Source organism: Micromonospora craterilacus, assembly GCF_003236315.1.
Lineage (GTDB): Bacteria > Actinomycetota > Actinomycetes > Mycobacteriales > Micromonosporaceae > Micromonospora > Micromonospora craterilacus.
Genome location: NZ_POTY01000031.1, coordinates 15,423 through 37,741, shown reverse-complemented (window position 1 = coordinate 37,741; position 22,319 = coordinate 15,423). Strand labels below are relative to the sequence as shown.

The window sequence follows — 22,319 nt, the reverse complement described above, 5'->3', positions numbered from 1 at the left end:
TCTTACGGCTGCTTCTTACAGCGATCGCACCCTATCGGCCACGGCGTGTAACGGTTCGGTCAACGGCCCCTCGCAGGGCTTACGTCGCGGCTCCACGGTGGGATAACGTCCGGCCCCAGACCGGCGACGACGGTCTGGTTCGTCCGCCCCCGCAAGGGCCAATGGGCAGCGGGTGGTTCGGGCCATGGGACGGAGGAGGGTTCGGGCCGTGAGGCAGAAGCTCGTACGTTTGGTCGGTGGGGTGGCAATCGCCGCGCTCGCCCTCGGCGGCACCGCCGCCTGCAAGTCCGACAGTGGAGACGGCAGCGCCAGCGGTAGCGACTGCGGTAGCAAGATTGCGTTCTTCGGTGCGCTGACCGGCCCGAACGCGGCGCTGGGCATCAACATGAACGGCGGCGTCAAGCTCGCCGTGGACAAGTACAACAAGGAGAACACGGACTGCCAGGTGACCCTGGTGCCGCTGGACTCCCAGGGCAACCCGGAGCAGGCGCCCGGCCTGGCCCAGAAGGCGCTCGACGACGAGAAGATCGTCGGCATCGTCGGCCCCGCGTTCTCGGGTGAGTCCGAGGCGGCCAACCCGTTCTTCTCCGAGGCCGGCCTGGTGCACATCACCCCGTCCGCGACCCGGCCGAGCCTGGCCGACCAGGGCTGGAAGACCTTCTTCCGGGCGGTCGGCAACGACTACAGCCAGGGCCCGGCGGCCGGTAACTACATCAAGAACGTGCTGAAGGCCGACAAGGTCTACGTCATCGACGACCAGTCCGCGTACGGCGCCGGCCTGGCCGACGAGGTCAAGAAGGTGCTCGGCGCGGCGGTCCTCGGCAGCGACAAGGTCCAGGGCGACGGCAAGCAGAACGACTTCTCGGCGACCGTCACCAAGGTCAAGTCCTCCGGCGCGACCGCGATCTTCTACGGCGGCTACTACCAGGAGGCCGGTCTGATCCGCAAGCAGCTCACCGCTGCTGGCGTGACCGCCACCCTGGTCGCCGGTGACGGCGTCAACGACGCCTCCTACATCGAGGGCGCCGGTGCGGCGGCGGCTGAGGGCACCATCCTCACCTGCCCGTGCCAGCCGGCCACCGAGGCGCGGGGCAGCTTCGTCGAGGACTTCAAGGCGCTCAACGGCGCGGAGCCCGGCACCTACAGCGACACCGCCTACGACGCGGCGAGCATCCTGCTCGCTGGCATCAAGGCCGGTAAGACCACTCGCCCGGACATGCTGGAGTTCGTGAAGGGCTACAGCGGCGACGGCGTCGCGGCGAGCTATAAGTTCACCGAGACCGGTGAGCTGGACCCGACCCAGGTCAAGGTCTGGGCGTACAAGGTCGTGGGCGGCAAGGTTGTGCCGGACCAGGAGATCCCGAAGTCCTGACCGTTCCGGTAACGGTTCCGCTGTGATTGCGGGGTGCGGCCGGGGAGCCCCTTCCCGGCCGCACCCCCCACTGTCTTCCCTTCCTGTACGGAGTGCCCTTCCTTGGACTTCAACGCCCTGTTCTCCGATTTCGGGGGATATACGATAACCGGGCTGACGGTGGGCGCCATCTACGCCCTCGTCGCGCTGGGTTACACGCTGGTCTACGGCGTGCTGAGACTCATCAACTTCGCCCACTCCGAGGTCTTCATCGCGGGCGCCTTTGCCGCCATCTGGGGTTGGGCCGCGCTCGGTCTGGACCGTGACTCGGTGGCCAGCGGCTTCGGCTCGATCATGCTCTACCTGCTGGTCGGTGCCCTGATCGCGGCGGTGGCCTCGGCGGGTACCGCGACGGTGATCGAGCGGGTGGCGTACCGGCCGCTGCGTAAGCGCAACGCCCCGCCGCTGGCCTTCCTGATCACCGCGATCGGCGCCTCGATCGCCATCGCCGAGGCGTTCGGCATCTACACCCGCCGCCTCCCGGTCGGCGCCCCCACCGTGGTCAAGAACGACGTCCTCTTCACCGTCTTCGGTGCGGAAGTCACCGTCGTGCAGTTGCTGATCATCGGTTCGGCGCTGGCGATGATGGTCGCGCTGGACCTCTTCATCAACCGCAGCCGGATCGGCCGCGGTATCCGGGCGGTCGCCCAGGACCAGAACACGGCCGCGCTGATGGGAATCAACAAGGACCGGATCATCCTGGTCGTCTTCATCATCGGCGGTGTGATGGCCGGTGTCGCCGGGATGCTCTACGACATCCGGATCGGCACGCTGACCTACAGCGTGGGCTTCCTGCTCGGGCTGAAGGCATTTACCGCGGCGGTCCTCGGCGGCATCGGCAACCTGCGCGGTGCGCTGCTCGGCGGGCTGCTGCTCGGCCTGGTCGAGAACTACGCCTCGGCGCTGTTCGGCGCGAACTGGAAGGACCTCGTCGCCTTCGTCGTCCTGGTCGTGCTGCTGATGTTCCGGCCGACCGGTCTGCTTGGTGAGTCGTTGGGGAGGGCCCGCGCATGACAAGCGTGAGGGATTGGATCGATTCGGGCCGCCATGCGGTGGCCGAGCGTTGGCACAACGCGCCACGCTGGATGCGGTGGGCCGTCATCGCGGCGGTGGTCGTCTTCTTCTACGCCCTGCCGAACCGTGAGTTCTACCAGTGGCTCGGACCGATTCCGACCACCGGCTCGAACTTCGGGCAGGTTCTCTTCACCATCTCCATCTATGTGCTGCTGGCGGTCGGGCTGAACATCGTGGTCGGCTTCGCCGGCCTGCTCGACCTGGGCTACTTCGGCTTCTTCGCGGTCGGTGCGTACACGGTGGCGGTGCTGACCTCGCCGAGCAGTGACCTCAAGACGCTCTGGCCGTGGTTGCTGGCCCTGCCGGTAGCGCTCGTGCTCACCATGATCTCCGGGGTGATGCTGGGTACGCCGACGCTGCGGCTGCGCGGTGACTACCTGGCCATCGTGACGCTCGGCTTCGCCGAGATGATCCGGGTCGCGGCGACCAGTTCCGAGTTCCTCAAGGGGCAGCGCGGCTTCAACCAGATCCCGCACCCGCCGGGTACTCACTCCGACGGGTCGCCGGTCTTCGGGGTGCTCGACCCCCGGCCGTACTACTGGTTGGTGCTGACGCTGATCATCCTGGTGGTCCTCGGCGTGCGGAACCTCAACCGCAGCCGGGTCGGCCGGGCCTGGATCTCGATCCGGGAGGACGAGGACGCGGCGCAGTTGATGGGTGTGCCGACGTTCAAGTTCAAGCTCTGGGCGTTCGCGTCGGGCGCGTTCATCGGCGGTCTGGCCGGGGCGCTCTTCGCCGGCAAGCAGAACTTCGTCAGCTCGCAGAACCTGGAACTGCTCAACTCGATCATCATCCTGGCCGCGGTCATCCTCGGCGGCTCGGGCAACATCGTCGGCGCGATCGTCGGTGGTGGCCTGGTGGCGTACATGATCGAGCGGTTCCGTGGCATCGAGGTCTTCGGCATCGAGCTGTACGAGTACCGATTCATGTTCTTCGGCCTGGTGCTGGTGATCATGATGATCTTCCGGCCGCAGGGCCTGATACCGAACCGACGACGAGCGGCGGAGTTCAAGGACCGCCGCAAGGAGGTGATCGTCGGTGGGTGAGACCGTGCAGAAGCCGACCGTTCCGGAGCAGGCCGGGGCACCGGCGGTGGAGTCGACCTCCGCCGGCCGGGAGCCGCTGCTGGAGGTCGACCACGTGACGCTGCGGTTCGGCGGCGTGGTGGCCCTCAACGACGTGGACTTCACCCTCTACAAGGGGGAGATCCTCGGTCTGATCGGCCCGAACGGCGCCGGCAAGACCACCTGCTTCAACGCGATGACCGGGATCTACCAGCCTTCCGAGGGGGAGATCCGGTTCCGCGGGGAGCGGATCACCGGCAAGAAGAAGCACCAGATCACCAAGATGGGCATGGCGCGGACGTTCCAGAACATCCGCCTGTTCCCGGAGATGACGGCGCTGGAGAACATCCAGGTGGGCGCGGACGCGCACCACAAGACCAGCGTCATCTCCGCCCTGTTCCGGCTGCCCCGGCACCGGCGCGAGGAGCGCGACGGGATCGAGAAGGCCGAACGGCTGCTGGAGTTCGTCGGCATCCCCAACCGGATGCACGACGCCGCCCGCAACCTCTCCTACGGCGAACAGCGCCGGCTGGAGATCGCGCGGGCGTTGGCCACCGACCCGGTGCTGCTCTGCCTGGACGAGCCGGCCGCCGGCTTCAACCCGGCCGAGAAGGAGGAGCTGCTCCAGCTCATCCGCAAGATCCGGGACCAGGGCGTCACCGTGCTGCTGATCGAGCACGACATGCGTCTGGTCATGGGAGTGACCGACCGGATCGTGGTGCTGGAGTTCGGAAAGAAGATCGCTGAAGGACTCCCCGCCGAGGTGCGGGAGGACCACCGGGTGATCGCGGCCTACCTGGGGGTGCCGGATGACGACGTTGCTTGAGATCGAAGACGTCAGTCTGCTCTACGGGCGGATCAAGGCGCTGCACGGAATCAGCCTGACGGTGAACGAGGGCGAGATCGTGGCCCTGATCGGTGCCAACGGCGCCGGCAAGTCCACCACGATGCGGGCCATCTCGGGTATCCGTCCGGTCGCTTCCGGCCGGATCCACTTCGCTGGTGAGGACATCACCAAGCTCCGGGCCGACCTGCGGGTGCGACGGGGGCTCTGCCAGGCACCCGAGGGTCGGGGGATCTTCCCCGGCATGAGCGTGCTGGAGAACCTGGACATGGGTGCTTACACCCGGCGTGACCGCGCCGAGGTGAGCAAGGACCTGGCCAAGGTGCTGGAACTCTTCCCGCGGTTGGCGGAGCGGCGCAAGCAGGTCGGCGGCACGCTCTCCGGCGGTGAGCAGCAGATGCTGGCCGTCGGCCGGGCGTTGATGAGCCGGCCCAAGCTGCTGCTGCTCGACGAGCCCTCGATGGGTCTGGCGCCGATGCTGATCCAGCAGATCTTCAGCATCATCACGGAGATCAACGAGCAGGGCACCACGATCCTGCTGGTGGAGCAGAACGCGCAGCAGGCGCTCGCTCGGGCGCACCGCGCGTACGTGCTGGAGACGGGCCGGATCGTCAAGGAGGGCACCGGCTCGGAGTTGCTGCACGACCCCGCGGTCAAAGAGGCATACCTCGGCGTGGCCTGACCGGCTGCTACCCCTCATCGCAAGGAGTGCGACATGTTCAACTTCAACGGTCGCCGGCGGGCCGTCATCGGTGTGGCCGGTGCGGCGCTGCTCACCCTCTCGTTGGCCGCATGCGGCGAGAAGGAGAGCGACGACCAGCCCGGTGCGGGCCCGTCCGTAACGGCCGACGCCGACTCGGCGCTCGCCGCGAAGGTGCCTGACGCGATCAAGGCTGACGGCGTGATCAAGGTGGGCACCGACGCGACGTACGCGCCGGCGGAGTTCCTCGACACCGACGGCAAGACCGTGATCGGCTTCGACGTCGAGCTGTTCAACGCGGTGGCGCAGAAGCTCGGCCTGAAGGCCGAGTACGAGGCGGCGCCGTTCGACGCGATCCTGCCCGGTGTGGACTCCGGCAAGTACGAGATCGGTGTCTCCTCGTTCACCATCAACCCCGAGCGCATGCAGACGGTCAACATGGTGAGCTACTTCTCCGCCGGCACCCAGTGGGCCACCAAGGCCGGTAACCCGAACCAGGTGGACCCGGACAACGCCTGCGGCAAGAAGATCGCCGTGCAGACCAGCACGGTCCAGGTTGAGGACCTCGAGGCCCGGTCGAAGAAGTGCACGGACGCCGGCAAGCCGGCGATCAGCATCGACCAGTACCAGTCTCAGGCCGACGCGACGGCCGCGGTGGTCAGCGGCAAGAACGACGCCATGCTGGCCGACTCGCCGGTCGGCGCGTACGCGGTGCAGCAGAGCAACGGCCAGCTGGAGGTGCTCGGCGACATCTACGAGTCGGCTCCCTACGGCTACGTGGTGAAGAAGGACCAGACCGCGTTCGCCGAGGTGCTGCAGGAGGCCGTGCAGGCGGTCATCGCCGACGGCAGCTACGAGGCGGCGCTGAAGAAGTGGGGCGTCGAGGGCGGTGCCATCTCGACTTCGGCAGTGAACCCCGCCAGCTGACATGTCTCTCGACACCGAAACACCCGAACGGGCACGGCCGGAACCCATCCAGGCCGTGCCCGTGCGGCATCCCGGACGGTGGCTCGCCGTCGCCGTCATCGGGGTGCTGGTGGCCATGTTCGTGCACATGCTGGTGACGAACAAGGCGTTCAACTGGTCGTTCATGATCGACGAGATGTTCCGGCCGCCGATCATGGCAGGGCTGCGGGGCACCATCGCGCTGACCATCTGCTCGATGCTCATCGGCATCACGCTGGGCATCGTCATCGCGATCATGCGGCTCTCCGAGAACCCGATCCTGCGCGGCGTCTCCTGGGTCTACACCTGGTTCTTCCGGGCGGTGCCCCGGCTGGTGCTGGCGCTCCTCTTCGGCAACCTGGGCATCCTCTGGTCCCGGATCGAGTTCGGGTTGCCCTTCGACCGGCAGATCGGCGCGCTGTTCGGGGTACAGGACTTCGAGGCGCGACTCTTCGGCTTCTCGGCGATGGACCTTCTCACCGGCTTCGTCGCCGGCATGCTGGCGCTCGGCCTCTCCGAGGCCGCGTACATGGCGGAGATCGTCCGGGCCGGCATCCAGTCGGTCGACGAGGGGCAGACCGAGGCCGCCCAGGCGCTCGGCCTGACCCGGGGTCAGATCATGCGCCGGATCGTGCTGCCGCAGGCGATGCGGGTGATCATTCCGCCGACCGGCAACGAGACCATCGCGATGCTCAAGGACACCGCCCTGGTGGCCTTCATCCCGGTCTCCACCGAGCTGTTCTTCCAGCTCAAGGCCGTCGGTGCCCGCACCTTCCAGCTCTTCCCCATGTACGTGGCGGCGTGCCTGTGGTACCTGGTGCTGACCAGCGTGCTGCTGGTCGGTCAGTACTACCTGGAGCGGCACTTCTCCAAGGGTGTCGGCCGCAGCGGGCGGGCGAAAGTCAAGTTGCGGGGGATCGTCGCAGAGACCGGCGGCGGCGCGAGCAAGGCGGATGCGTGATGACGGGCGTGAAAGTGCTGCCGCAGGCCGGCCCGCCGGGGGCGGAGTCGAGGCCGATGGTGCACGCCGAGCAGGTGCACAAGTCGTTCGGCTCGATCGAGGTGCTCAAGGGCATCGACCTGCAGGTGCGGGCCGGGGAGGTGTGCTGCCTGCTCGGGCCCTCCGGCTCGGGCAAGTCGACCTTCCTGCGCTGCATCAACCACCTGGAGAAGATCAACGCCGGGTGGATCCGGGTGGACGGCGAGCTGATCGGCTACCGGGAGCGCGGCGGCAAGCTGCACGAGATGCGGGAGAAGGAGGTCGCCGCCCAGCGCCGCTCGATCGGCATGGTGTTCCAGCGGTTCAACCTGTTCCCGCACATGACGGCCCTGGACAACGTGGCCGAGGCACCGACCCTGGTACGGCGGGAGAAGAAGTCCGCCGCCCGGGAGCGGGCCGCGGCGCTGCTGGAACGGGTCGGACTCGGCGACAAGCTGGGCAACTATCCGGGGCAGCTCTCCGGTGGGCAGCAGCAGCGGGTGGCCATCGCCCGGGCGCTGGCCATGAAGCCGAAGCTGATGCTTTTCGACGAGCCGACCAGCGCGCTCGACCCGGAGCTGGTCGGCGAGGTGCTGGACGTGATGAAGGACCTGGCCCGCGACGGCATGACGATGATCGTGGTGACCCACGAGATCGGCTTCGCCCGGGAGGTCGGCGACTCGCTGGTCTTCATGGACGGCGGCGTGGTGGTCGAGCAGGGCAACCCGCGCGAGGTGATCGCCGACCCGAAGCACGACCGGACCAAGGCGTTCCTGGCCAAGGTGCTCTGACCTGGATCCGGTCGCCGACGGAACATCGCCGGCGACCGGATCCGGTGCGACCGTCGCCGGTCCCGCCTGGTCCTGGTTATTGGTGGGGCGGGTGACCAGATCGGGTCACCACGGCCACGGCCGGGTCAGCCGGTCAGTTCACGAAGCCCTGTAGCCACCAACCCGGGTTCTGCGCCGTGCAGGTGTATCGCTCGTAGTAACCGCTCTTCACCCGGGCCTCCCCGACGGAACGGCACTGGGACTGCTGGACGTAGACCCCGCCGCTCACCCACTGTCCGGCCTGCGCCGGCCCAGCCGTGACGACCATCGCCCCGGCCGCGACCATCGCTGGCAGCCCGAGTCGCACGATCCACTTCTTCCCCGTCGTGTTCATCCCCGTGTCCTCCCTCGCCGTCGAACGTTGATCTTCGATACTGTAACGACAACATCGCGATCTGTGGGGGCGGCGACCGTGCGTCCCTGTCGGGGCCAGGGGATAGAGTCGCTGCCGTGACAGCTACGACCCCGCGCCTGCTTCTCGTTGACGGACACTCCCTGGCATACCGGGCCTTCTTCGCCCTGCCGGTGGAGAACTTCTCCACCACGACGGGGCAGCCGACCAACGCGGTCTACGGCTTCACCTCCATGCTGATCAACGTGCTGCGCGATGAGCAGCCGACCCACATCGTCGTCGCCTTCGACGTCTCCCGCCGGTCCTTCCGTACCGACAAGTACGCGGAGTACAAGGCCGGCCGCAGCGAGACCCCGACCGACTTCAAGGGCCAGGTCAGCCTGGTGAAGGAGGTCCTGGCCGCGCTGCGCATCCCGGTGGTGGAGAAGGAGGGCTACGAGGCCGACGACATCATCGCCACCCTGGCCTGCCAGGCCCGCGACCAGGGCATGTCGGTGCTGATCAGCACCGGCGACCGGGACGCCTTCCAACTGGTCGGCGAGCAGGTCACCGTGCTCTACCCGCGCAAGGGCGTCTCCGATCTGGCCCGGATGGATCCGGCCGCGGTCGAGGCGAAGTACGGCGTCGGCCCCGGGCACTACCGCGACCTGGCCGCGCTGGTCGGCGAGACCAGCGACAATCTGCCCGGCGTTCCCGGGGTCGGCCCGAAGACGGCTGCCAAATGGATCAACACCTATGGCGGGGTGGAGGGCGTCATCGCCCGCGCCGACGAGATCAAGGGCAAGGCCGGCGACAGCCTGCGTGAGCGGCTGGCCGATGTGATCCGCAACTACGAGATCAACTGCCTGGTCTCCGACCTGGAGCTGCCGATCCGCCCCGACGACGCCCGCTGGCAGGGCTGGGACCGCGAGGCGGTGCACCAGGTCTTCGACACCCTCCAGTTCCGCATCCTGCGCGACCGGCTCTACCAGTACCTGGAGGCGGTCGAGCCGGAGGCCGAGGCGGGCTTCGACCTGGCCGGCGAGGTCCTCGCCGCCCCCGGCGCCCTGGCCGGTTGGCTGGCGACGCACGGGACGGCCGGCACCCCGGTCGGCCTGGCGGTCAAGCTCGACACCGGCCCCAACCGCCGGCACACCGCCACCATCACCGGCATGGCCCTGGCCACCGCCGACGGCGCGGCGGCCTGGTTCGACCCGAGCGGGCTGGCGGAGGCCGACGAGGTGGCCCTGGCGGGCTGGCTGGCCGACGAGACCCGGCCGAAGGTGCTGCACGACAGCAAGCCCGCCGTGCTCGCCTTCGCCGCGCACGGCTGGTCCCTGGCCGGCATCGCCCGGGACACCCAGATCGCGGCCTACCTGGCCCGCCCCGACCAGCGTTCCTACGACCTGACCGACCTGGCGCTGCGCTACCTGCACCGGGAGCTGCGCGTCGACGCCCCGGACGACGGCCAGCTGACGCTGGACGGGCTCGGCGGCGACAGCGAGGCCGAGCAGAACCTCATGCTGCACGCCCGGGCCACCCTCGACCTGGCCGACGCGATCGACGCGGAGCTGTCCCGCGACGGCGAGCAGTCGGCCCGGCTGATGGCCGGGGTCGAGCTGCCGCTGATGCGGGTGCTGGCGCACATGGAACGCACCGGCATCGCCGCCGACACCGACTACCTGTCCGAGCTGGAGGCGCACTTCGCCGCCGAGGTGAAGGCCGCCGCGCAGGGTGCGTACGCGGCGGTTGGGCGGGAGTTCAACCTCGGCTCGCCGAAGCAGCTTCAGGAGATCCTCTTTGGCGAGCTGAATCTGCCCAAGACCAAGCGGATCAAGACGGGCTACACCACCGACGCCGACGCGTTGCAGTGGCTCCACGCGCAGAACCCACACCCGGTGCTGACCTATCTGCTGCGCCACCGCGACGTGGCCAAGCTCAAGTCGACCGTGGACGGCCTGCTCAAGTCGGTCTCCGACGACGGGCGCATCCACACCACCTTCAACCAGACGGTGGCCGCCACCGGTCGGCTCTCCTCCACCGAGCCCAACCTGCAGAACATCCCGATCCGCACGGAGGAGGGGCGGCGGATCCGCCGCGCCTTCGTCGTGGGGGAGGGGTATGACTGCCTGCTCACCGCCGACTACAGCCAGATCGAGATGCGGATCATGGCGCACCTGTCGGCGGACGACGCGCTGATCCAGGCGTTCAACTCCGGTGCCGACTTCCACGCGGCGACCGCCTCGTCGGTCTTCGGCGTCCCGGTGGCCGAGGTCGTCCCGGACCAGCGGCGCAAGATCAAGGCGATGAACTACGGCCTGGCGTACGGGCTGAGCGCCTTCGGCCTGTCCCAGCAGCTCGGCATCAGCGCCGAGGAGGCGCGCGCGCTGATGGAGCACTACTTCGCCGGCTTCGGTGGCGTCCGGGACTACCTCCAGGAGGTCGTCGCCCGGGCCCGCCAGGACGGCTACACCTCCACCATCCTCGGCCGCCGGCGCTACCTGCCCGACCTGGTGAGCGACAACCGGCAGCGGCGGGAGATGGCCGAGCGGATGGCGCTCAACGCCCCGATCCAGGGCTCTGCGGCGGACATCATCAAGGTCGCCATGCTGCACGTCGACACCGCCCTGCGGGACGCCGGGCTGCGTTCCCGGATGCTGCTGCAGGTGCACGACGAACTGGTCTTCGAGGTGGCGCCGGGAGAGCGGGCGACGCTGGAGGAGCTGGTGCGGCGCGAGATGGGTGGGGCGTACCCGCTGTCGGTGCCGCTGGAGGTGTCGGTCGGCGAAGGGCGGGACTGGAACAGCGCCGACCACTGATTCCCTCGTTGTCGGGGTTCCGGGGTTACCTGAGGGACGCGGCCGCGTCGCGGAGCGCGGCCGCGAGGCGGTCCCGCACCGCCGCTTGGGCGGCGATCCGTGCGTCCAGCACGGCCAGGCGTTCCAGGGCGACCCGCAGCCCGGCGGGGGAGGGCGCCGCCGTGGCCACGTCCCTGTCGAGGCAGGGCAGAAACACCCGGACATCCGCCAGGGTCAGCCCGCTGGCGAGCAGGTGCCGGATGTTGCGCACCCGCACGACGGCACGCTCGTCGTACTCCCGGTAGCCGTTGGCGGCCCGGTGGGAGTCGATCAGCCCGTGCTCCTCGTAGTGCCGCAGCGCCCGGGGAGTGCTGCCGGTGACCCTGGCCAGTTCGCCGATCCGCAACCCGGGCACCGTCCCCTCACGCGACGACCGCTCCACCGTCGACCGGCAGCACCACGCCGGTGACGAAGGCCGCCTCCGGGTCGCAGAGCCGCAGGATCGCCCAGGCTACCTCCTCGGGGTCCCCGATCCGGCCCAGCGGCGTGTGCCCGAGCTGCCACGCGCGTACCGTCGCGCGCTGCTGCGGGCTGAGGCCCTGGTGCGCACCGATCGGGGTGTCGATCGCCCCCGGGGCGACCGCCACCACCCGGATGCCGCGCGGCGCCAGCTCTACCGCCCAGCTGCGGGTCAGTGAGTCGAGGGCGGCCTTGCCCGCCGCGTAGAGCGAGGCTCCGGGCCAGGCCCGCTGCCCGATCGACGTGGTGACGTTGACGATCACGCCCCGGGTGGCGGCAAGTGCCGGGACCGCCGTGTGGGCCAGCCGGACCGGGGCGAGCAGGTTGGTGGACAGCTGCCGGCGGGCCGCCGCCTCGTCCAACTCGGCGAGCAGACCGCCGCCGGCGATGCCGGCGTTGTTGACCAGCACGTCCAGCCGGCCGTGGTGGTCGACGGCGGCGCTGACCACCCGGTCCGGCGCGTCGTCGGCGGTGACGTCGACGGTGAGCGGGGTGATCAGCGGGTGATCGGCCGCGGTCTCCGCCAGCGGCGCAGCGCGGCGGCCCACCACGAGAACGTGCGCTCCTGCGGAGCTGAAGGCCCGGGCGGTGGCCCGGCCGATTCCGGTGCCGGCGCCCGTCACGACCACGACCCGGCGTGGCATGTTGTCGTTCATGCCGCCGATCGTCGGACCTTGCCGTCAGCGGCAGGGTCAAGCCGGGCCTCGGCAGAATCCGGGCCGGGGCCGGGATCAGCGTGCCGGCCCCCGGCGTGACTTCGGCGGGGCGCCGTGCCGTTCCAGGGCACGCCGTGACGGACCGCCGGGCGGCGGCAGCGGGGCCTTGACCGGGTCGTGGCCCCAGTTCATCAGCGAGTACCGCCACCGGGTCTCACGGACGTCGCCGCTCGGTCGCTGCGCCATGTGTCGCCGGACGTACCCGACGACCTTGCGCATGTGTTTGTAGTCGGCGGCGGTCAACTCGTCGCGCTTGCGCCGGAGCAGGTCGACGATCTTCCGGCCGGACTCGTGGCCGACCGACTCGCCGCCCTCGGTCCCCTTCTTCTGCCAGCCGACGTGCTTGGACTCCGGGGTCTCCAACCATTCCCGGAGCTCGGCGGGCTTCATGTTCACCGCCTCGGTGAACTCCTGGTAGGTCTGCTGGGGATCGTCACTTCGGCTCATGACGCAGCACCTCCGGCCGGTGAGCGACATCCCGGCCCGAGTCGTCGTTGCGGATGCGGTACTGCGGGGCCTCCGGTGACGCGTTCACGGCGTGTCCGCGTACGTGCGTGCGTTCGGTCAGTTTCTCCCTCACCACGCCGTACGCCCGGCCGCTGTGGCTGGCCCAGGAGACGTGGTCACCCCGGCGGAACTCCATTTCGGCCATGTCGCCCGGTTACCCGGGGTCGCCCGGCGAAAACGACCACGGCGATCGGCAGCTTGATTTCGACGGGCTCGGCCAGCGCGGTTCCGGTCGCCCCGGCGGTGAGGGTCAGGGGCCGGGCTTGTCGGCGACGAAGATGGCGGTGCCGGGGAAGAGCCGCCCGCGCAGCGGGCTCCACTGCCCCCAGACGCCCTTGTGCCCCGCCGGCCACTCGGGTTCCACCAGGTCCACCAGCCGGAACCCGGCGCCGACCAGTTCCCGGACCCGGTCGCCGAGGGTGCGGTGCTGCTCGACGTAGGTGGCCACGCCGCGTTCGTCCTGCTCCACGTACGGCTGGGTGTCGAAGTACGAGTGGACGGCGGTCAGCCCGCCCTCGCCCGGGTCGTCGAGGAAGATCCAGCGCATCGGGTGCGTCACCGAGAACACCCAGCGGCCGCCGGGCCGCAGCACCCGGTGCACCTCGCGCATCAACGCCGCCGAGTCCTCGACGAACGGCACCGCCCCGAACGCCGTGCAGGCGGTGTCGAAGGCGGCGTCGGCGAAGGGCAGGGCAAGGGCGTCGGCCTGCACCAGCGGTACGCGTACCCCGCTGCGGGCGGCGGCCTGCGCCGCGTGCCGCAACATGCCGGCGGACAGGTCCACGGCGACCGGCCGGGCACCCTGGGTGGCCAGCCAGCGGGAGCAGGACGCGGCGCCGCAGCCGACCTCCAGCACCCGGCGTCCGGCCAGCTCGCCGAGCAGCCGGGCATCCGCCTCGCGCAACCCCTCCGGGCACCAGACGAAGTCCACGTCGCCCAGGAACGCTCCGTGCTCGGCCTGGTAGTCGTCGGCGTCCGCGTCCCACCAGCCGCGGTTGGCCCGGCGGACCTCGTCGGCGGCTACCCGGCGGCGGGTCACCCTGTCGTCGTCCACTCGCCTACGCTAGGCCCCCCGGTTGCCCGGAGCCGCGCCGCACCACCGGGACGAATGGTGCTGGTGTGACGGACGAGGCAGCCACGGCCCCTTACCGCATGAAATCTCCCCTTTCGCAGGTGGCGAGGTCGCGAGGAGACGGGAGGGCTTGCACGCTGTGGTAATGCAGCGGGTAGGCTAGAGGATGCGCTCGCGGATCGTGTGCCTCGGCAGGGAGCAGGTGCGCGGTCGACGGAGTCACATCAAGATCTCGTTCAGCGATTTCCAGGTGGGCCCGCCGGCGGATCCGTTGGCGCGCACAGGTCACCGCGACACCAGCCTGCTGTGACACACCATCCGACCGGAGCAACCGCCCACATGACGAGCAGCATCGAGGCCCCCTCGAGCGCCACCAGGGTCACCGTCGACGATCTCGGCTCTGAGGAGGCTTTCCTCGCCGCGATCGACGAGACCATCAAGTACTTCAACGACGGCGACATTGTCGAAGGCACCGTCGTCAAGGTCGATCGGGACGAGGTCCTGCTCGACATCGGCTACAAGACCGAGGGCGTCATCCCCTCTCGTGAGTTGTCGATCAAGCACGACGTGGACCCGGCAGAGGTCGTCTCGGTGGGCGACCACATCGAGGCCCTTGTCCTCCAGAAGGAGGACAAGGAGGGTCGGCTGATCCTCTCCAAGAAGCGGGCGCAGTACGAGCGGGCCTGGGGCACGATCGAGAAGATCAAGGACGAGGACGGCGTCGTCCGCGGTTCGGTCATCGAGGTGGTCAAGGGTGGCCTCATCCTCGACATCGGGCTGCGCGGCTTCCTGCCCGCCTCCCTGGTCGAGATGCGGCGGGTGCGTGACCTGCAGCCGTACGTGGGCCGCGAGCTGGAAGCCAAGATCATCGAGCTGGACAAGAACCGCAACAACGTGGTTCTGTCCCGCCGGGCCTGGCTGGAGCAGACGCAGTCCGAGGTGCGCACCGAGTTCCTCAACAAGCTCCAGAAGGGGCAGGTCCGCAAGGGCGTCGTCTCCTCGATCGTCAACTTCGGCGCGTTCGTCGACCTCGGCGGCGTGGACGGTCTGGTGCACGTCTCCGAGCTGTCCTGGAAGCACATCGACCACCCGTCCGAGGTCGTCGAGGTGGGCCAGGAGGTCGAGGTCGAGGTCCTGGACGTCGACCTGGACCGCGAGCGGGTCTCGCTGTCGCTGAAGGCGACCCAGGAGGACCCGTGGCGGCAGTTCGCCCGCACCCACGCGATCCAGCAGATCGTGCCGGGTAAGGTCACCAAGCTGGTGCCGTTCGGCGCCTTCGTCCGGGTGGACGACGGCATTGAGGGCCTGGTCCACATCTCCGAGCTGGCCGAGCGTCACGTGGAGATCCCGGAGCAGGTCGTCCAGGTCGGCTCCGAGGTCATGGTCAAGGTCATCGACATCGACCTGGAGCGTCGCCGGATCTCGCTGTCGCTCAAGCAGGCCAACGAGGGCTTCGTCGAGGGCGAGGAGCACTTCGACCCGACCCTCTACGGCATGGCCGCGACCTACGACAACGAGGGCAACTACATCTACCCGGAGGGCTTCGACCCGGAGACGGGCGAGTGGCTCGAGGGGTACGACAAGCAGCGCGAGACGTGGGAGCAGCAGTACGCCGAGGCGCGGCTGCGCTGGGAGGCGCACCAGAAGCAGGTGCAGACCTCCCGGGCCGCCGAGGCCGAGGCCGCTGCCAACCCGCAGCCGGCACCCACCGGCGGCACCACCACCTCGACCAGCGCGGCCCCCAGCCGCCAGGCCGAGGAGCCCGCGGGCACGCTGGCCACCGACGAGGCGCTCGCCGCTCTGCGGGAGAAGCTCGCCGGCGGCAAGTGACCGCCTGACAACTCCAGCCCGGCGTAGCTGACGCCACGATCTGGAGCTGTCGCTGACGACGACGGCCCCGCCCGACCCGGCATCCCGGGTTGCGGCGGGGCCGTCGCTGTTCCACCTCGCTTTGCGGGCTGCGCCTCGCCTTGCGGGCTCCACCCTCGCCCTGCGGCTTCGCCTCGCCCTGCGGGCTGCGCATCATGATCGTGCTCGATCTGGGATCGAGTGGTGTCCAGGCGGCAACGATGCCACTCGATCCTGGATCGAGCAGGCCGGGAGGAGAGCCCGCCGGGTTCCGTTTGGCGGGGCCGGCATGATCGGGTTGACTGGGTGACGTGCTGAGGGTGGGGTTGACCGGCGGGATCGGGTCGGGAAAGAGCGCCGTGGCGCGGCGGCTGGTCGAGCTGGGCGCCGTGCTCGTCGACGCCGACCAGGTCGCGCGGGAGGTGGTCGCCCCCGGCACCGAAGGGCTGGCCGAGGTCGTCGCCGCCTTCTCCGAGCGGGTCCTCGACGCCGACGGTGCCCTCGACCGTGCCGCCCTCGGCGACCTGGTCTTCGCCGACGAGGCGGCCCGCCGCCGGCTGGAGGCGATCGTGCACAGCCGGGTACGGGCCCGTACCGCGGAACTGGTCGCCGCCGCACCGACGGAAGCGGTGGTGGTCAACGACGTACCGCTGCTCGTCGAGGTGGGGTTGGCGCCCACGTACCACCTGGTGGTCGTGGTGCAGACGGCGGTGGAGACCCGACTGGAGCGGCTGACCCGCGACCGCGCGATGAGTCGCGCGGACGCCCAGCGGCGGATCGCCGCCCAGGCCGACGACGCCAGTCGGGCTGCCGTGGCGGACGTGCTGCTCAGCAACGACGGCACCCTGGCGCAGCTGCACGCGGCGGTCGACGCGCTCTGGAACGACCGGCTGGTGCCGTTCGAGGCCAACGTGCGGTATCGCCGGGCGGTCCGGGCGCACCGGGTGACGTTGGCCGAGCCGGATTCGACCTGGCCCCAGCAGTACGCCCGGCTGGCCGCCCGGATCCGGCACGCGATCGCCCCGGCCGATCTGCGGATCGACCACATCGGCTCGACGGCGATGACCGGGCTGGCCGCCAAGGACGTGATCGACATCCAGCTCAGCGTGCCGTCGCTGGCCGACGCCGACGGTCCGCTGGCCGAGCGGCTCGCCGACGCCGGTTTCCCCCGGCTGGCGGGCGACTGGTGGGACAGCCCCCGACCGCCCGGCACCGGCCGGTGGGAGAAGCGGCTGCACGGCAGCGCCGACCCGGCCCGCCCGGTCCATCTGCACATCCGGGTGACCGGCTCGCCCGGCTGGCGGTACGCCCTGCTGATGCGCGACCACCTGCGGGCCGACCCGGACCGTCGGGCCACATACCTGATGCTGAAGCGCGAACTGGCGGCGTCTGCGCCGGACAGCGGCGCGTACGCCACGGCGAAGGACCCGTGGTTCGACGAGGAGCACCTGCGGGCGGAGGAGTGGGCGGTCCGGACCGGTTGGCGCCCCTGACCCCACCCACCGCCCAGCGCGTCGCGCCCGGCCGAGGTCAGGGCGTCGCGCCGGTCGGGGTCAGCGCGTCGTGCCCGGGCGGGGTCAGCGCGTCGCGTCGGTCGGGGTCAGTCGCGGCACCGGGCCGGGGGTCAGGTCGAGCTGTGCCCAGGCGCCGGCCCGGGTCGGCAGTTCCACCCGGCGCAGCAGCCCGCTGCGGTCCACCCAGTAGCGCGTCGGGCCCCGGGCGGTGTCGACCTCCACGATGTCGATCGGAGTGCCGGCGAGGCTGTCGCCGCGTACCCGCCGGATGCTGCCTTGCGGCCCGGTTCCCCGGACGGTCCGCAGCGCGGCGTCCAGCAGCGGATCGAGGGCGTCGGTGGGGTGCGGGTCGGCCCGCCAGCCGGTCTTCGGTGGGGGCATCGGCGGAAGATCCTCGCCGCCCGCTGGCGTCTTCTCGATCCGGGTGAACCCGGTGCGGTCGCGGCGGACCAGGGTCCGTGCGCCGTCCGCGTCGAGGTCGGTGACACCGAGGTACGCCGTACCCGAGGTCCAGCTCAGCCAGCCCGTGCCACGTAGGTTGGTGCCGGCGGACACCGGAGCGGTCAGGGTGACGGCGGCTCCGCCGGCCGATCGCAACCTCTCCGGCAGTCGGCGCCAGCGGTCCCGTTCGGTGGCGCTGAGGGCGCGGGGCAGGCCGGGCCGGCCGCCCAGCGCGTCGACCGGGCGGAGCGTGGGCCGGTCGGCCCGGTTCAGCTGTACGGTCACCGGCCCGACCCCGGGCAGGTTGGCCGTCAGCCGGTGCAGCCGGCCGGTCGGGTCCAGCCAGTAGCGCGCCGCCTGGCCCTCGCCGGTCGGGGCCGTGGAGCCGGTGGTGGCGGGCGCGGCGCTCGGCAACGGCCCCTCCAGGATGTCGACCGCCTCCCCGTTGACCCGGTCCCGGCCCACCCAGCGGCCCATGGGCCCGTCGGCGGGCTCCGGCCGGTCGGAGGCCAGGGCGAAGATCAGGCCCAACAGCGGGTCGAGTCCACGATCGGCGGGCAGCCGCCAGCCGTCGGACGGCGGTACCAGGGGCGGCGTGGCGGGCGTCGGCACCGCCGCCGGATCGGGCCGGACCACCAGCACGGTGGGGGTGGCCTGCGCCAGACCGCGCAGCGGACCCGCGCCGGGCCCACCCACGTCCAGGTAGACCAGCTGCCGGGCCCAGTCGACCCAGCCGACGAGATCGGTGCGGGCCGTCCCGCCACCTACCGTGACGTGCAGCCCGGCACGCAGGTCGCGGTAGTTGATGACCCGCATGCCGGCCACCCGTTCCCGCTCGGCCGCCGTCATCTCCCGCGGCGCCGGCCCGTCGGGTGCCCAGTTGACCAGCGTGGCCACCAGCATGACGGCGGAGAGCACGGCGGTCAGGCCGAGCGCGGTCAGGGTGATCCGACGCCGGCGGCTGGTGCCGCGCCGCGCCGTGCCCGCCTCCTCGGTCGCTCCGGCGAGGTCCTCGTCCTCCGCCGGATCGCCGCCGGCGAGGTCGAGCCCGCCGAGGGACACCCCGGCCCGCCGGATCCCGGGCCGCCGCCCTGGCTCGCCGGGCGCGGGATCGGGGCCGGTGAGACCGAGGACCGCGGGCGGCACTATCCCGCCCCGGTGTCGCCGTGGCCCGGTGCGGTGCCGGCGGCCGGTGGCACCACCGGGAGCTTTCGGGCGGCCAGAGTCGGCCGGGTCGTCGGGACCGGGACGGTCGGTGTCGCGGGCGCCGGGTGTCGGTCGTGAGGTGCTCTCCACGGGAGGATGAACGGACCGGACCGGGATCGGGTGACGAGACGGCGCTCGCGGCGGCCGGTCTGCGCGTTCAGCGCGACCACGTCGGATGCGCACGCCGGGCATGCCGGGTGCTGCGACCCTCTGTGCCGGGGGTGGCGCGGCCTGTGCGGCTCACCACCGGCCCGGTCGGCCGCCGCGAGCGGCCTACGGCAAAAGCGTAGCCGGGTGAGAAGAACCACACAATGCGAATATCGAAGCGGATCAGGTGCCGGCCGTAGTCGGCACGGACTGTCGGGCCCCGGGCGTACCGTGGGGGTCATGGCGCTCGACATACCCCGGCTCGACGGTCGCTTCCAGGTCATCAGCGAGTTCCAGCCGGCCGGCGACCAGCCGGCGGCGATCGACGATCTGGAGCGGCGGGTGCGCCGCGGCGACCGGCACACCGTGCTGCTCGGCGCGACCGGCACCGGCAAGAGCGCCACCACGGCCTGGTTGATCGAGCGGTTGCAGCGTCCCACGCTGGTGCTGGCCCCCAACAAGACGCTCTGCGCGCAGCTGGCCAAGGAGTTCAGCGAGCTGCTGCCGGACAACGCGGTGGAATACTTCGTCTCCTACTACGACTACTACCAGCCCGAGGCGTACATCCCGCAGACCGACACCTACATCGAGAAGGATTCCTCGATCAACGAGGAGGTCGAGCGGCTCCGGCACTCGGCGACCATGTCGCTGCTGACCCGCCGCGACGTGGTCGTGGTGGCCACGGTAAGCGCGATCTACGGGCTGGGCACCCCGGAGGAGTACCTCGACCGGGCGGTGCGGGTCGCCGTCGGTCAGGAGCTGGACCGCGACCAGCTGCTGCGTCGGCTGGTCGACATCCAGTACACCCGCAACGACATGGCTTTCCAGCGGGGCACGTTCCGGGTCCGCGGCGACACGCTGGAGATCATCCCGGCGTACGAGGAACTCGCCGTGCGTATCGAGCTGTTCGGCGACGAGGTGGAGAAGCTCTACTACCTCAACCCGCTCACCGGCGACGTGGTGCGTGAGGTCGACCACCTGCTGATCTTCCCGGCGACACACTATGCGGCCGGTCCGCAGCGGATGGAGCGGGCCGTCCGCGACATCGAGACCGAGCTGGGCGAGCGGCTGGCCGAGCTGGAGCGCCAGGGCAAGCTGCTGGAGGCGCAGCGGCTGCGGATGCGCACCACCTACGACATCGAGATGATGCGGCAGGTCGGTTTCTGCTCCGGCATCGAGAACTACTCGATGCACATCGACGGCCGGTTGCCCGGCAGCCCGCCGCACTGCCTGCTCGACTACTTCCCCGACGACTTCCTCACCGTGGTCGACGAGTCGCACGTGACCATCCCGCAGATCGGTGGCATGTACGAGGGCGACGCCTCCCGCAAGCGGATGCTGATCGACCACGGCTTCCGGCTGCCCAGTGCCGCCGACAACCGGCCGCTGCGGTTCGACGAGTTCCTGGAGCGGGTCGGCCAGATGGTCTTCCTGTCGGCCACCCCCGGCCCGTGGGAGCTGGAGCACGCCCAGGGCGAGTTCGTCGAGCAGGTGATCCGCCCGACCGGCCTGGTCGACCCGGAGGTCGTCGTCAAGCCGACCAAGGGCCAGATCGACGACCTGATGCACGAGATCAAGCTGCGTACGGAGCGGGACGAGCGGGTGCTGGTCACCACGCTGACCAAGAAGATGGCCGAGGACCTGTCGGACTACCTCCTGGAGAACGGCATCCGGGTGCGCTACCTGCACTCCGAGGTCGACACGCTGCGCCGGGTGGAGTTGCTGCGTGAGCTGCGCCGAGGCGACTACGACGTGCTGGTCGGCATCAACCTGCTGCGGGAGGGCCTCGACCTGCCGGAGGTGTCCCTGGTGGCGATCCTCGACGCGGACAAGGAGGGCTTCCTGCGCAGCGGCCGGTCGCTGATCCAGACCATTGGCCGGGCGGCCCGTAACGTCTCCGGCCAGGTGCACATGTACGCCGACAAGATCACGCCGTCGATGGCGGACGCGATCGAGGAGACCAACCGGCGGCGGGCCAAGCAGACCGCGCACAACGAGGCGCACGGCATCAGTCCCGAGCCGCTGCGGAAGAAGATCCACGACATCCTCGACGACATCTACCGCGAGGCTGAGGACACCGAGGCGACCCGGGTGGGCGGGGCGGTACGGCAGCTGTCCCGCGGCAAGGCCCCGGTCAAGGAGACCCGTAGTCGCGTCCGGGCCGGCACCGGCACCCCGGCCCGGGAGGGGATGGCCCGGGCCGAGTTGGCGCAGCTCATCCAGGAGCTCAACGACCAGATGCTCGCCGCCGCGCGGGAGCTTCAGTTCGAGTTGGCCGCCCGGATCCGCGACGAGGTCGCCGATCTGAAGAAGGAGCTGCGGGGGATGGACGCGGCCGGGGTGCGGTGAGTCGGGCTCACCTCCCAGGTGCGGGGGATTGCGGAATGCGAGCGTCCTATTGCGCTGGGTGATCGCCGTGCGTAATCTCCCTCGGTGGGGAGGCGGGAATGCCGTTGCCAACGAGTCCGGTCATTCGACGCGCGCGACTCGGCGCCGAGCTGCGCCAGCTCCGGCGGCGAGAGGCGCTGACGCTGGAACAGGTGTGTGAGCGGCTCGGTTGGGCGTCCACGTCGAAGCTGTCCCGCATCGAGTTGGGGCAGAGCCGCCCGGATCTGGCCGACGTGCTCGACCTGCTCGACGTCTACCAGGTGCCGTCGGCGCAGCGGGACGCGCTGATCGTCATCGCCCGCGACGCCGCGACCAGTCGGGGCTGGTGGAAGTCGCTGGGCGAGATGGGCGAGCGGCAGCGCACGTACGCCGAGCTCGAAGCCGGAGCGGCGGGCATCGTCGAGTACCAGCCGGCCGTCGTGCCCGGCCTATTGCAGACCCCGGAGTACGCCCGCCTGCGCATCGCCGCCGGGCAGCTGCTCGACCCGGGGGTGGACGTGGAGGCCGACCTGCGGGCCCGCGCCGCCCGGCACGCGGTGCTGCGGCGGGTCGATCCGCCCCGCTACACGGCACTGATCACCGAGGCGGCCTGCGAGCCCGCCGGTGACCCGGTGGAGGTCTGGCGCGGCCAACTGCGGCACCTGCTCGACCTGGCCGCGTTGCCGCACGTGGCGATCCGGCTGCTGCCGGCCGGGGCCGGGCGGGCTCCGGCGCCGCTGACGCCGTTCTCCTGCTACTCGTTCCCGGATCCGGCGGACCCTCGGACGGTGATGCTGGAGGCGCTGACCGCGGACGTCCGGCTGACCACCGCGACCGACGTCGACCGGTACGAGCGGATGGCCGGATGTCTGTTGGCGGCGGCGCTGCCGGAGGACGAGACGGCGCGGGTGCTGGCCGGCCGGCTCGACGAGTGACCGCTTCCGCGTCGGTACCGGGCCCGGCGCCCCCGTAGCCGTCGGGACCGGTGCCGACGCGAGGCGCAGGA

Annotated in this window: 20 protein-coding genes; 13 read left to right on the top strand and 7 right to left on the bottom strand. The window is 70.4% G+C overall.

Features of this window, described 5'->3' with window-relative positions:
- Positions 1–208: 208 nt before the first annotated feature.
- The 8 genes from C1I95_RS07820 to C1I95_RS07785 all read left to right on the top strand — a co-directional run bounded on the left by C1I95_RS07820 (position 209) and on the right by C1I95_RS07785 (position 7,808).
- Positions 209–1,372, top strand: coding sequence for a branched-chain amino acid ABC transporter substrate-binding protein (locus tag C1I95_RS07820; RefSeq protein ID WP_111213102.1), 1,164 nt, complete (start codon positions 209–211; stop codon positions 1,370–1,372).
- Between the two features lie 102 nt (positions 1,373–1,474).
- Positions 1,475–2,425, top strand: coding sequence for a branched-chain amino acid ABC transporter permease (locus tag C1I95_RS07815; RefSeq protein ID WP_111213101.1), 951 nt, complete (start codon positions 1,475–1,477; stop codon positions 2,423–2,425).
- Positions 2,422–3,531: a branched-chain amino acid ABC transporter permease gene (locus C1I95_RS07810; RefSeq protein ID WP_111213100.1), complete on the top strand. Its 1,110-nt coding sequence runs from the start codon at positions 2,422–2,424 to the stop codon at positions 3,529–3,531. Before C1I95_RS07815 ends, C1I95_RS07810 begins: the two co-directional genes overlap by 4 nt.
- Positions 3,532–3,535: 4 nt before the next feature.
- Entirely contained in the window at positions 3,536–4,375 is an 840-nt protein-coding gene (locus C1I95_RS07805) for an ABC transporter ATP-binding protein (RefSeq protein WP_438941292.1), read from the top strand.
- Complete coding sequence (locus tag C1I95_RS07800; protein WP_111213098.1) at positions 4,359–5,075, top strand: ABC transporter ATP-binding protein; 717 nt, start codon at positions 4,359–4,361, stop codon at positions 5,073–5,075. Before C1I95_RS07805 ends, C1I95_RS07800 begins: the two co-directional genes overlap by 17 nt.
- A 33-nt stretch (positions 5,076–5,108) precedes the next feature.
- Positions 5,109–6,020: an ABC transporter substrate-binding protein gene (locus tag C1I95_RS07795; protein WP_111213097.1), complete on the top strand. Its 912-nt coding sequence runs from the start codon at positions 5,109–5,111 to the stop codon at positions 6,018–6,020.
- A 1-nt stretch (position 6,021) separates the two neighbouring features.
- Positions 6,022–6,999, top strand: coding sequence for an amino acid ABC transporter permease (locus C1I95_RS07790; protein WP_111213096.1), 978 nt, complete (start codon positions 6,022–6,024; stop codon positions 6,997–6,999).
- Complete coding sequence (locus C1I95_RS07785; RefSeq protein WP_111213095.1) at positions 6,999–7,808, top strand: amino acid ABC transporter ATP-binding protein; 810 nt, start codon at positions 6,999–7,001, stop codon at positions 7,806–7,808. Before C1I95_RS07790 ends, C1I95_RS07785 begins: the two co-directional genes overlap by 1 nt.
- A gap of 133 nt (positions 7,809–7,941) precedes the next feature.
- Here the strand turns inward: C1I95_RS07785 and C1I95_RS07780 are convergent, their stop codons facing one another.
- Positions 7,942–8,181 carry a hypothetical protein gene (locus C1I95_RS07780; RefSeq protein ID WP_111213094.1) on the bottom strand — a complete coding sequence of 80 codons (240 nt, stop codon included), beginning with the start codon at positions 8,179–8,181 and terminating at the stop codon, positions 7,942–7,944.
- 116 nt (positions 8,182–8,297) lie between these two features.
- On the opposite strand from C1I95_RS07780, the gene polA reads away from it, so the two are divergent.
- Positions 8,298–10,997 (top strand): DNA polymerase I, encoded by a 2,700-nt coding sequence (gene polA / locus C1I95_RS07775; protein ID WP_111213093.1) that lies wholly within the window; start codon positions 8,298–8,300, stop codon positions 10,995–10,997.
- A gap of 25 nt (positions 10,998–11,022) precedes the next feature.
- On the opposite strand, the gene C1I95_RS07770 is transcribed toward polA, so the two are convergent.
- From C1I95_RS07770 to C1I95_RS07750, 5 genes are all read right to left on the bottom strand, one after another.
- Positions 11,023–11,391 (bottom strand): MerR family transcriptional regulator, encoded by a 369-nt coding sequence (locus C1I95_RS07770; protein WP_111213106.1) that lies wholly within the window; start codon positions 11,389–11,391, stop codon positions 11,023–11,025.
- A 7-nt stretch (positions 11,392–11,398) separates the two neighbouring features.
- A complete protein-coding gene (locus C1I95_RS07765; RefSeq protein WP_111213092.1) occupies positions 11,399–12,151 on the bottom strand; it encodes an SDR family NAD(P)-dependent oxidoreductase in 753 nt (250 codons plus the stop codon).
- Between the two features lie 75 nt (positions 12,152–12,226).
- On the bottom strand, positions 12,227–12,658 hold the full coding sequence (locus tag C1I95_RS07760; RefSeq protein WP_111213091.1) for a DUF3140 domain-containing protein: 432 nt from the start codon (positions 12,656–12,658) through the stop codon (positions 12,227–12,229).
- Positions 12,645–12,863 (bottom strand): hypervirulence associated TUDOR domain-containing protein, encoded by a 219-nt coding sequence (locus C1I95_RS07755; RefSeq protein WP_111213090.1) that lies wholly within the window; start codon positions 12,861–12,863, stop codon positions 12,645–12,647. The genes C1I95_RS07760 and C1I95_RS07755 overlap by 14 nt, the downstream gene beginning before the upstream one ends.
- Positions 12,864–12,968: 105 nt before the next feature.
- Positions 12,969–13,772, bottom strand: coding sequence for a class I SAM-dependent methyltransferase (locus C1I95_RS07750; protein WP_111213089.1), 804 nt, complete (start codon positions 13,770–13,772; stop codon positions 12,969–12,971).
- A 357-nt stretch (positions 13,773–14,129) separates the two neighbouring features.
- On the opposite strand from C1I95_RS07750, the gene rpsA reads away from it, so the two are divergent.
- Both rpsA and coaE read left to right on the top strand, forming a co-directional pair.
- Entirely contained in the window at positions 14,130–15,620 is a 1,491-nt protein-coding gene (gene rpsA / locus C1I95_RS07745; protein ID WP_111213088.1) for a 30S ribosomal protein S1, read from the top strand.
- A gap of 329 nt (positions 15,621–15,949) precedes the next feature.
- Positions 15,950–17,131, top strand: coding sequence for a dephospho-CoA kinase (coaE, locus tag C1I95_RS07740; protein ID WP_111213087.1), 1,182 nt, complete (start codon positions 15,950–15,952; stop codon positions 17,129–17,131).
- An 84-nt stretch (positions 17,132–17,215) separates the two neighbouring features.
- On the opposite strand, the gene C1I95_RS07735 is transcribed toward coaE, so the two are convergent.
- Complete coding sequence (locus C1I95_RS07735) at positions 17,216–18,739, bottom strand: hypothetical protein (protein WP_199523643.1); 1,524 nt, start codon at positions 18,737–18,739, stop codon at positions 17,216–17,218.
- Between the two features lie 447 nt (positions 18,740–19,186).
- Here C1I95_RS07735 and uvrB point away from each other — a divergent pair, with 447 nt between their 5' ends.
- Positions 19,187–21,295, top strand: coding sequence for an excinuclease ABC subunit UvrB (uvrB, locus tag C1I95_RS07725; RefSeq protein WP_111213105.1), 2,109 nt, complete (start codon positions 19,187–19,189; stop codon positions 21,293–21,295).
- A gap of 98 nt (positions 21,296–21,393) precedes the next feature.
- A complete protein-coding gene (locus C1I95_RS07720) occupies positions 21,394–22,248 on the top strand; it encodes a helix-turn-helix domain-containing protein (protein WP_111213085.1) in 855 nt (284 codons plus the stop codon).
- Positions 22,249–22,319 lie beyond the last annotated feature (71 nt).

Bases quoted from the DNA above. Each gene is read 5' to 3' on its own strand.
- C1I95_RS07810 (WP_111213100.1), top strand. From the start codon at position 2,422: ATGACAAGCGTGAGGGATTGGATCGATTCGGGCCGCCATGCGGTGGCC.
- C1I95_RS07800 (WP_111213098.1), top strand. From the start codon at position 4,359: ATGACGACGTTGCTTGAGATCGAAGACGTCAGTCTGCTCTACGGGCGG.
- C1I95_RS07795 (WP_111213097.1), top strand. From the start codon at position 5,109: ATGTTCAACTTCAACGGTCGCCGGCGGGCCGTCATCGGTGTGGCCGGT.
- C1I95_RS07790 (WP_111213096.1), top strand. From the start codon at position 6,022: ATGTCTCTCGACACCGAAACACCCGAACGGGCACGGCCGGAACCCATC.
- C1I95_RS07785 (WP_111213095.1), top strand. From the start codon at position 6,999: ATGACGGGCGTGAAAGTGCTGCCGCAGGCCGGCCCGCCGGGGGCGGAG.
- C1I95_RS07780 (WP_111213094.1), bottom strand. From the start codon at position 8,181: ATGAACACGACGGGGAAGAAGTGGATCGTGCGACTCGGGCTGCCAGCG.
- C1I95_RS07765 (WP_111213092.1), bottom strand. From the start codon at position 12,151: ATGAACGACAACATGCCACGCCGGGTCGTGGTCGTGACGGGCGCCGGC.
- C1I95_RS07760 (WP_111213091.1), bottom strand. From the start codon at position 12,658: ATGAGCCGAAGTGACGATCCCCAGCAGACCTACCAGGAGTTCACCGAG.
- C1I95_RS07755 (WP_111213090.1), bottom strand. From the start codon at position 12,863: ATGGCCGAAATGGAGTTCCGCCGGGGTGACCACGTCTCCTGGGCCAGC.
- rpsA (WP_111213088.1), top strand. From the start codon at position 14,130: ATGACGAGCAGCATCGAGGCCCCCTCGAGCGCCACCAGGGTCACCGTC.
- uvrB (WP_111213105.1), top strand. From the start codon at position 19,187: ATGGCGCTCGACATACCCCGGCTCGACGGTCGCTTCCAGGTCATCAGC.
- C1I95_RS07720 (WP_111213085.1), top strand. From the start codon at position 21,394: ATGCCGTTGCCAACGAGTCCGGTCATTCGACGCGCGCGACTCGGCGCC.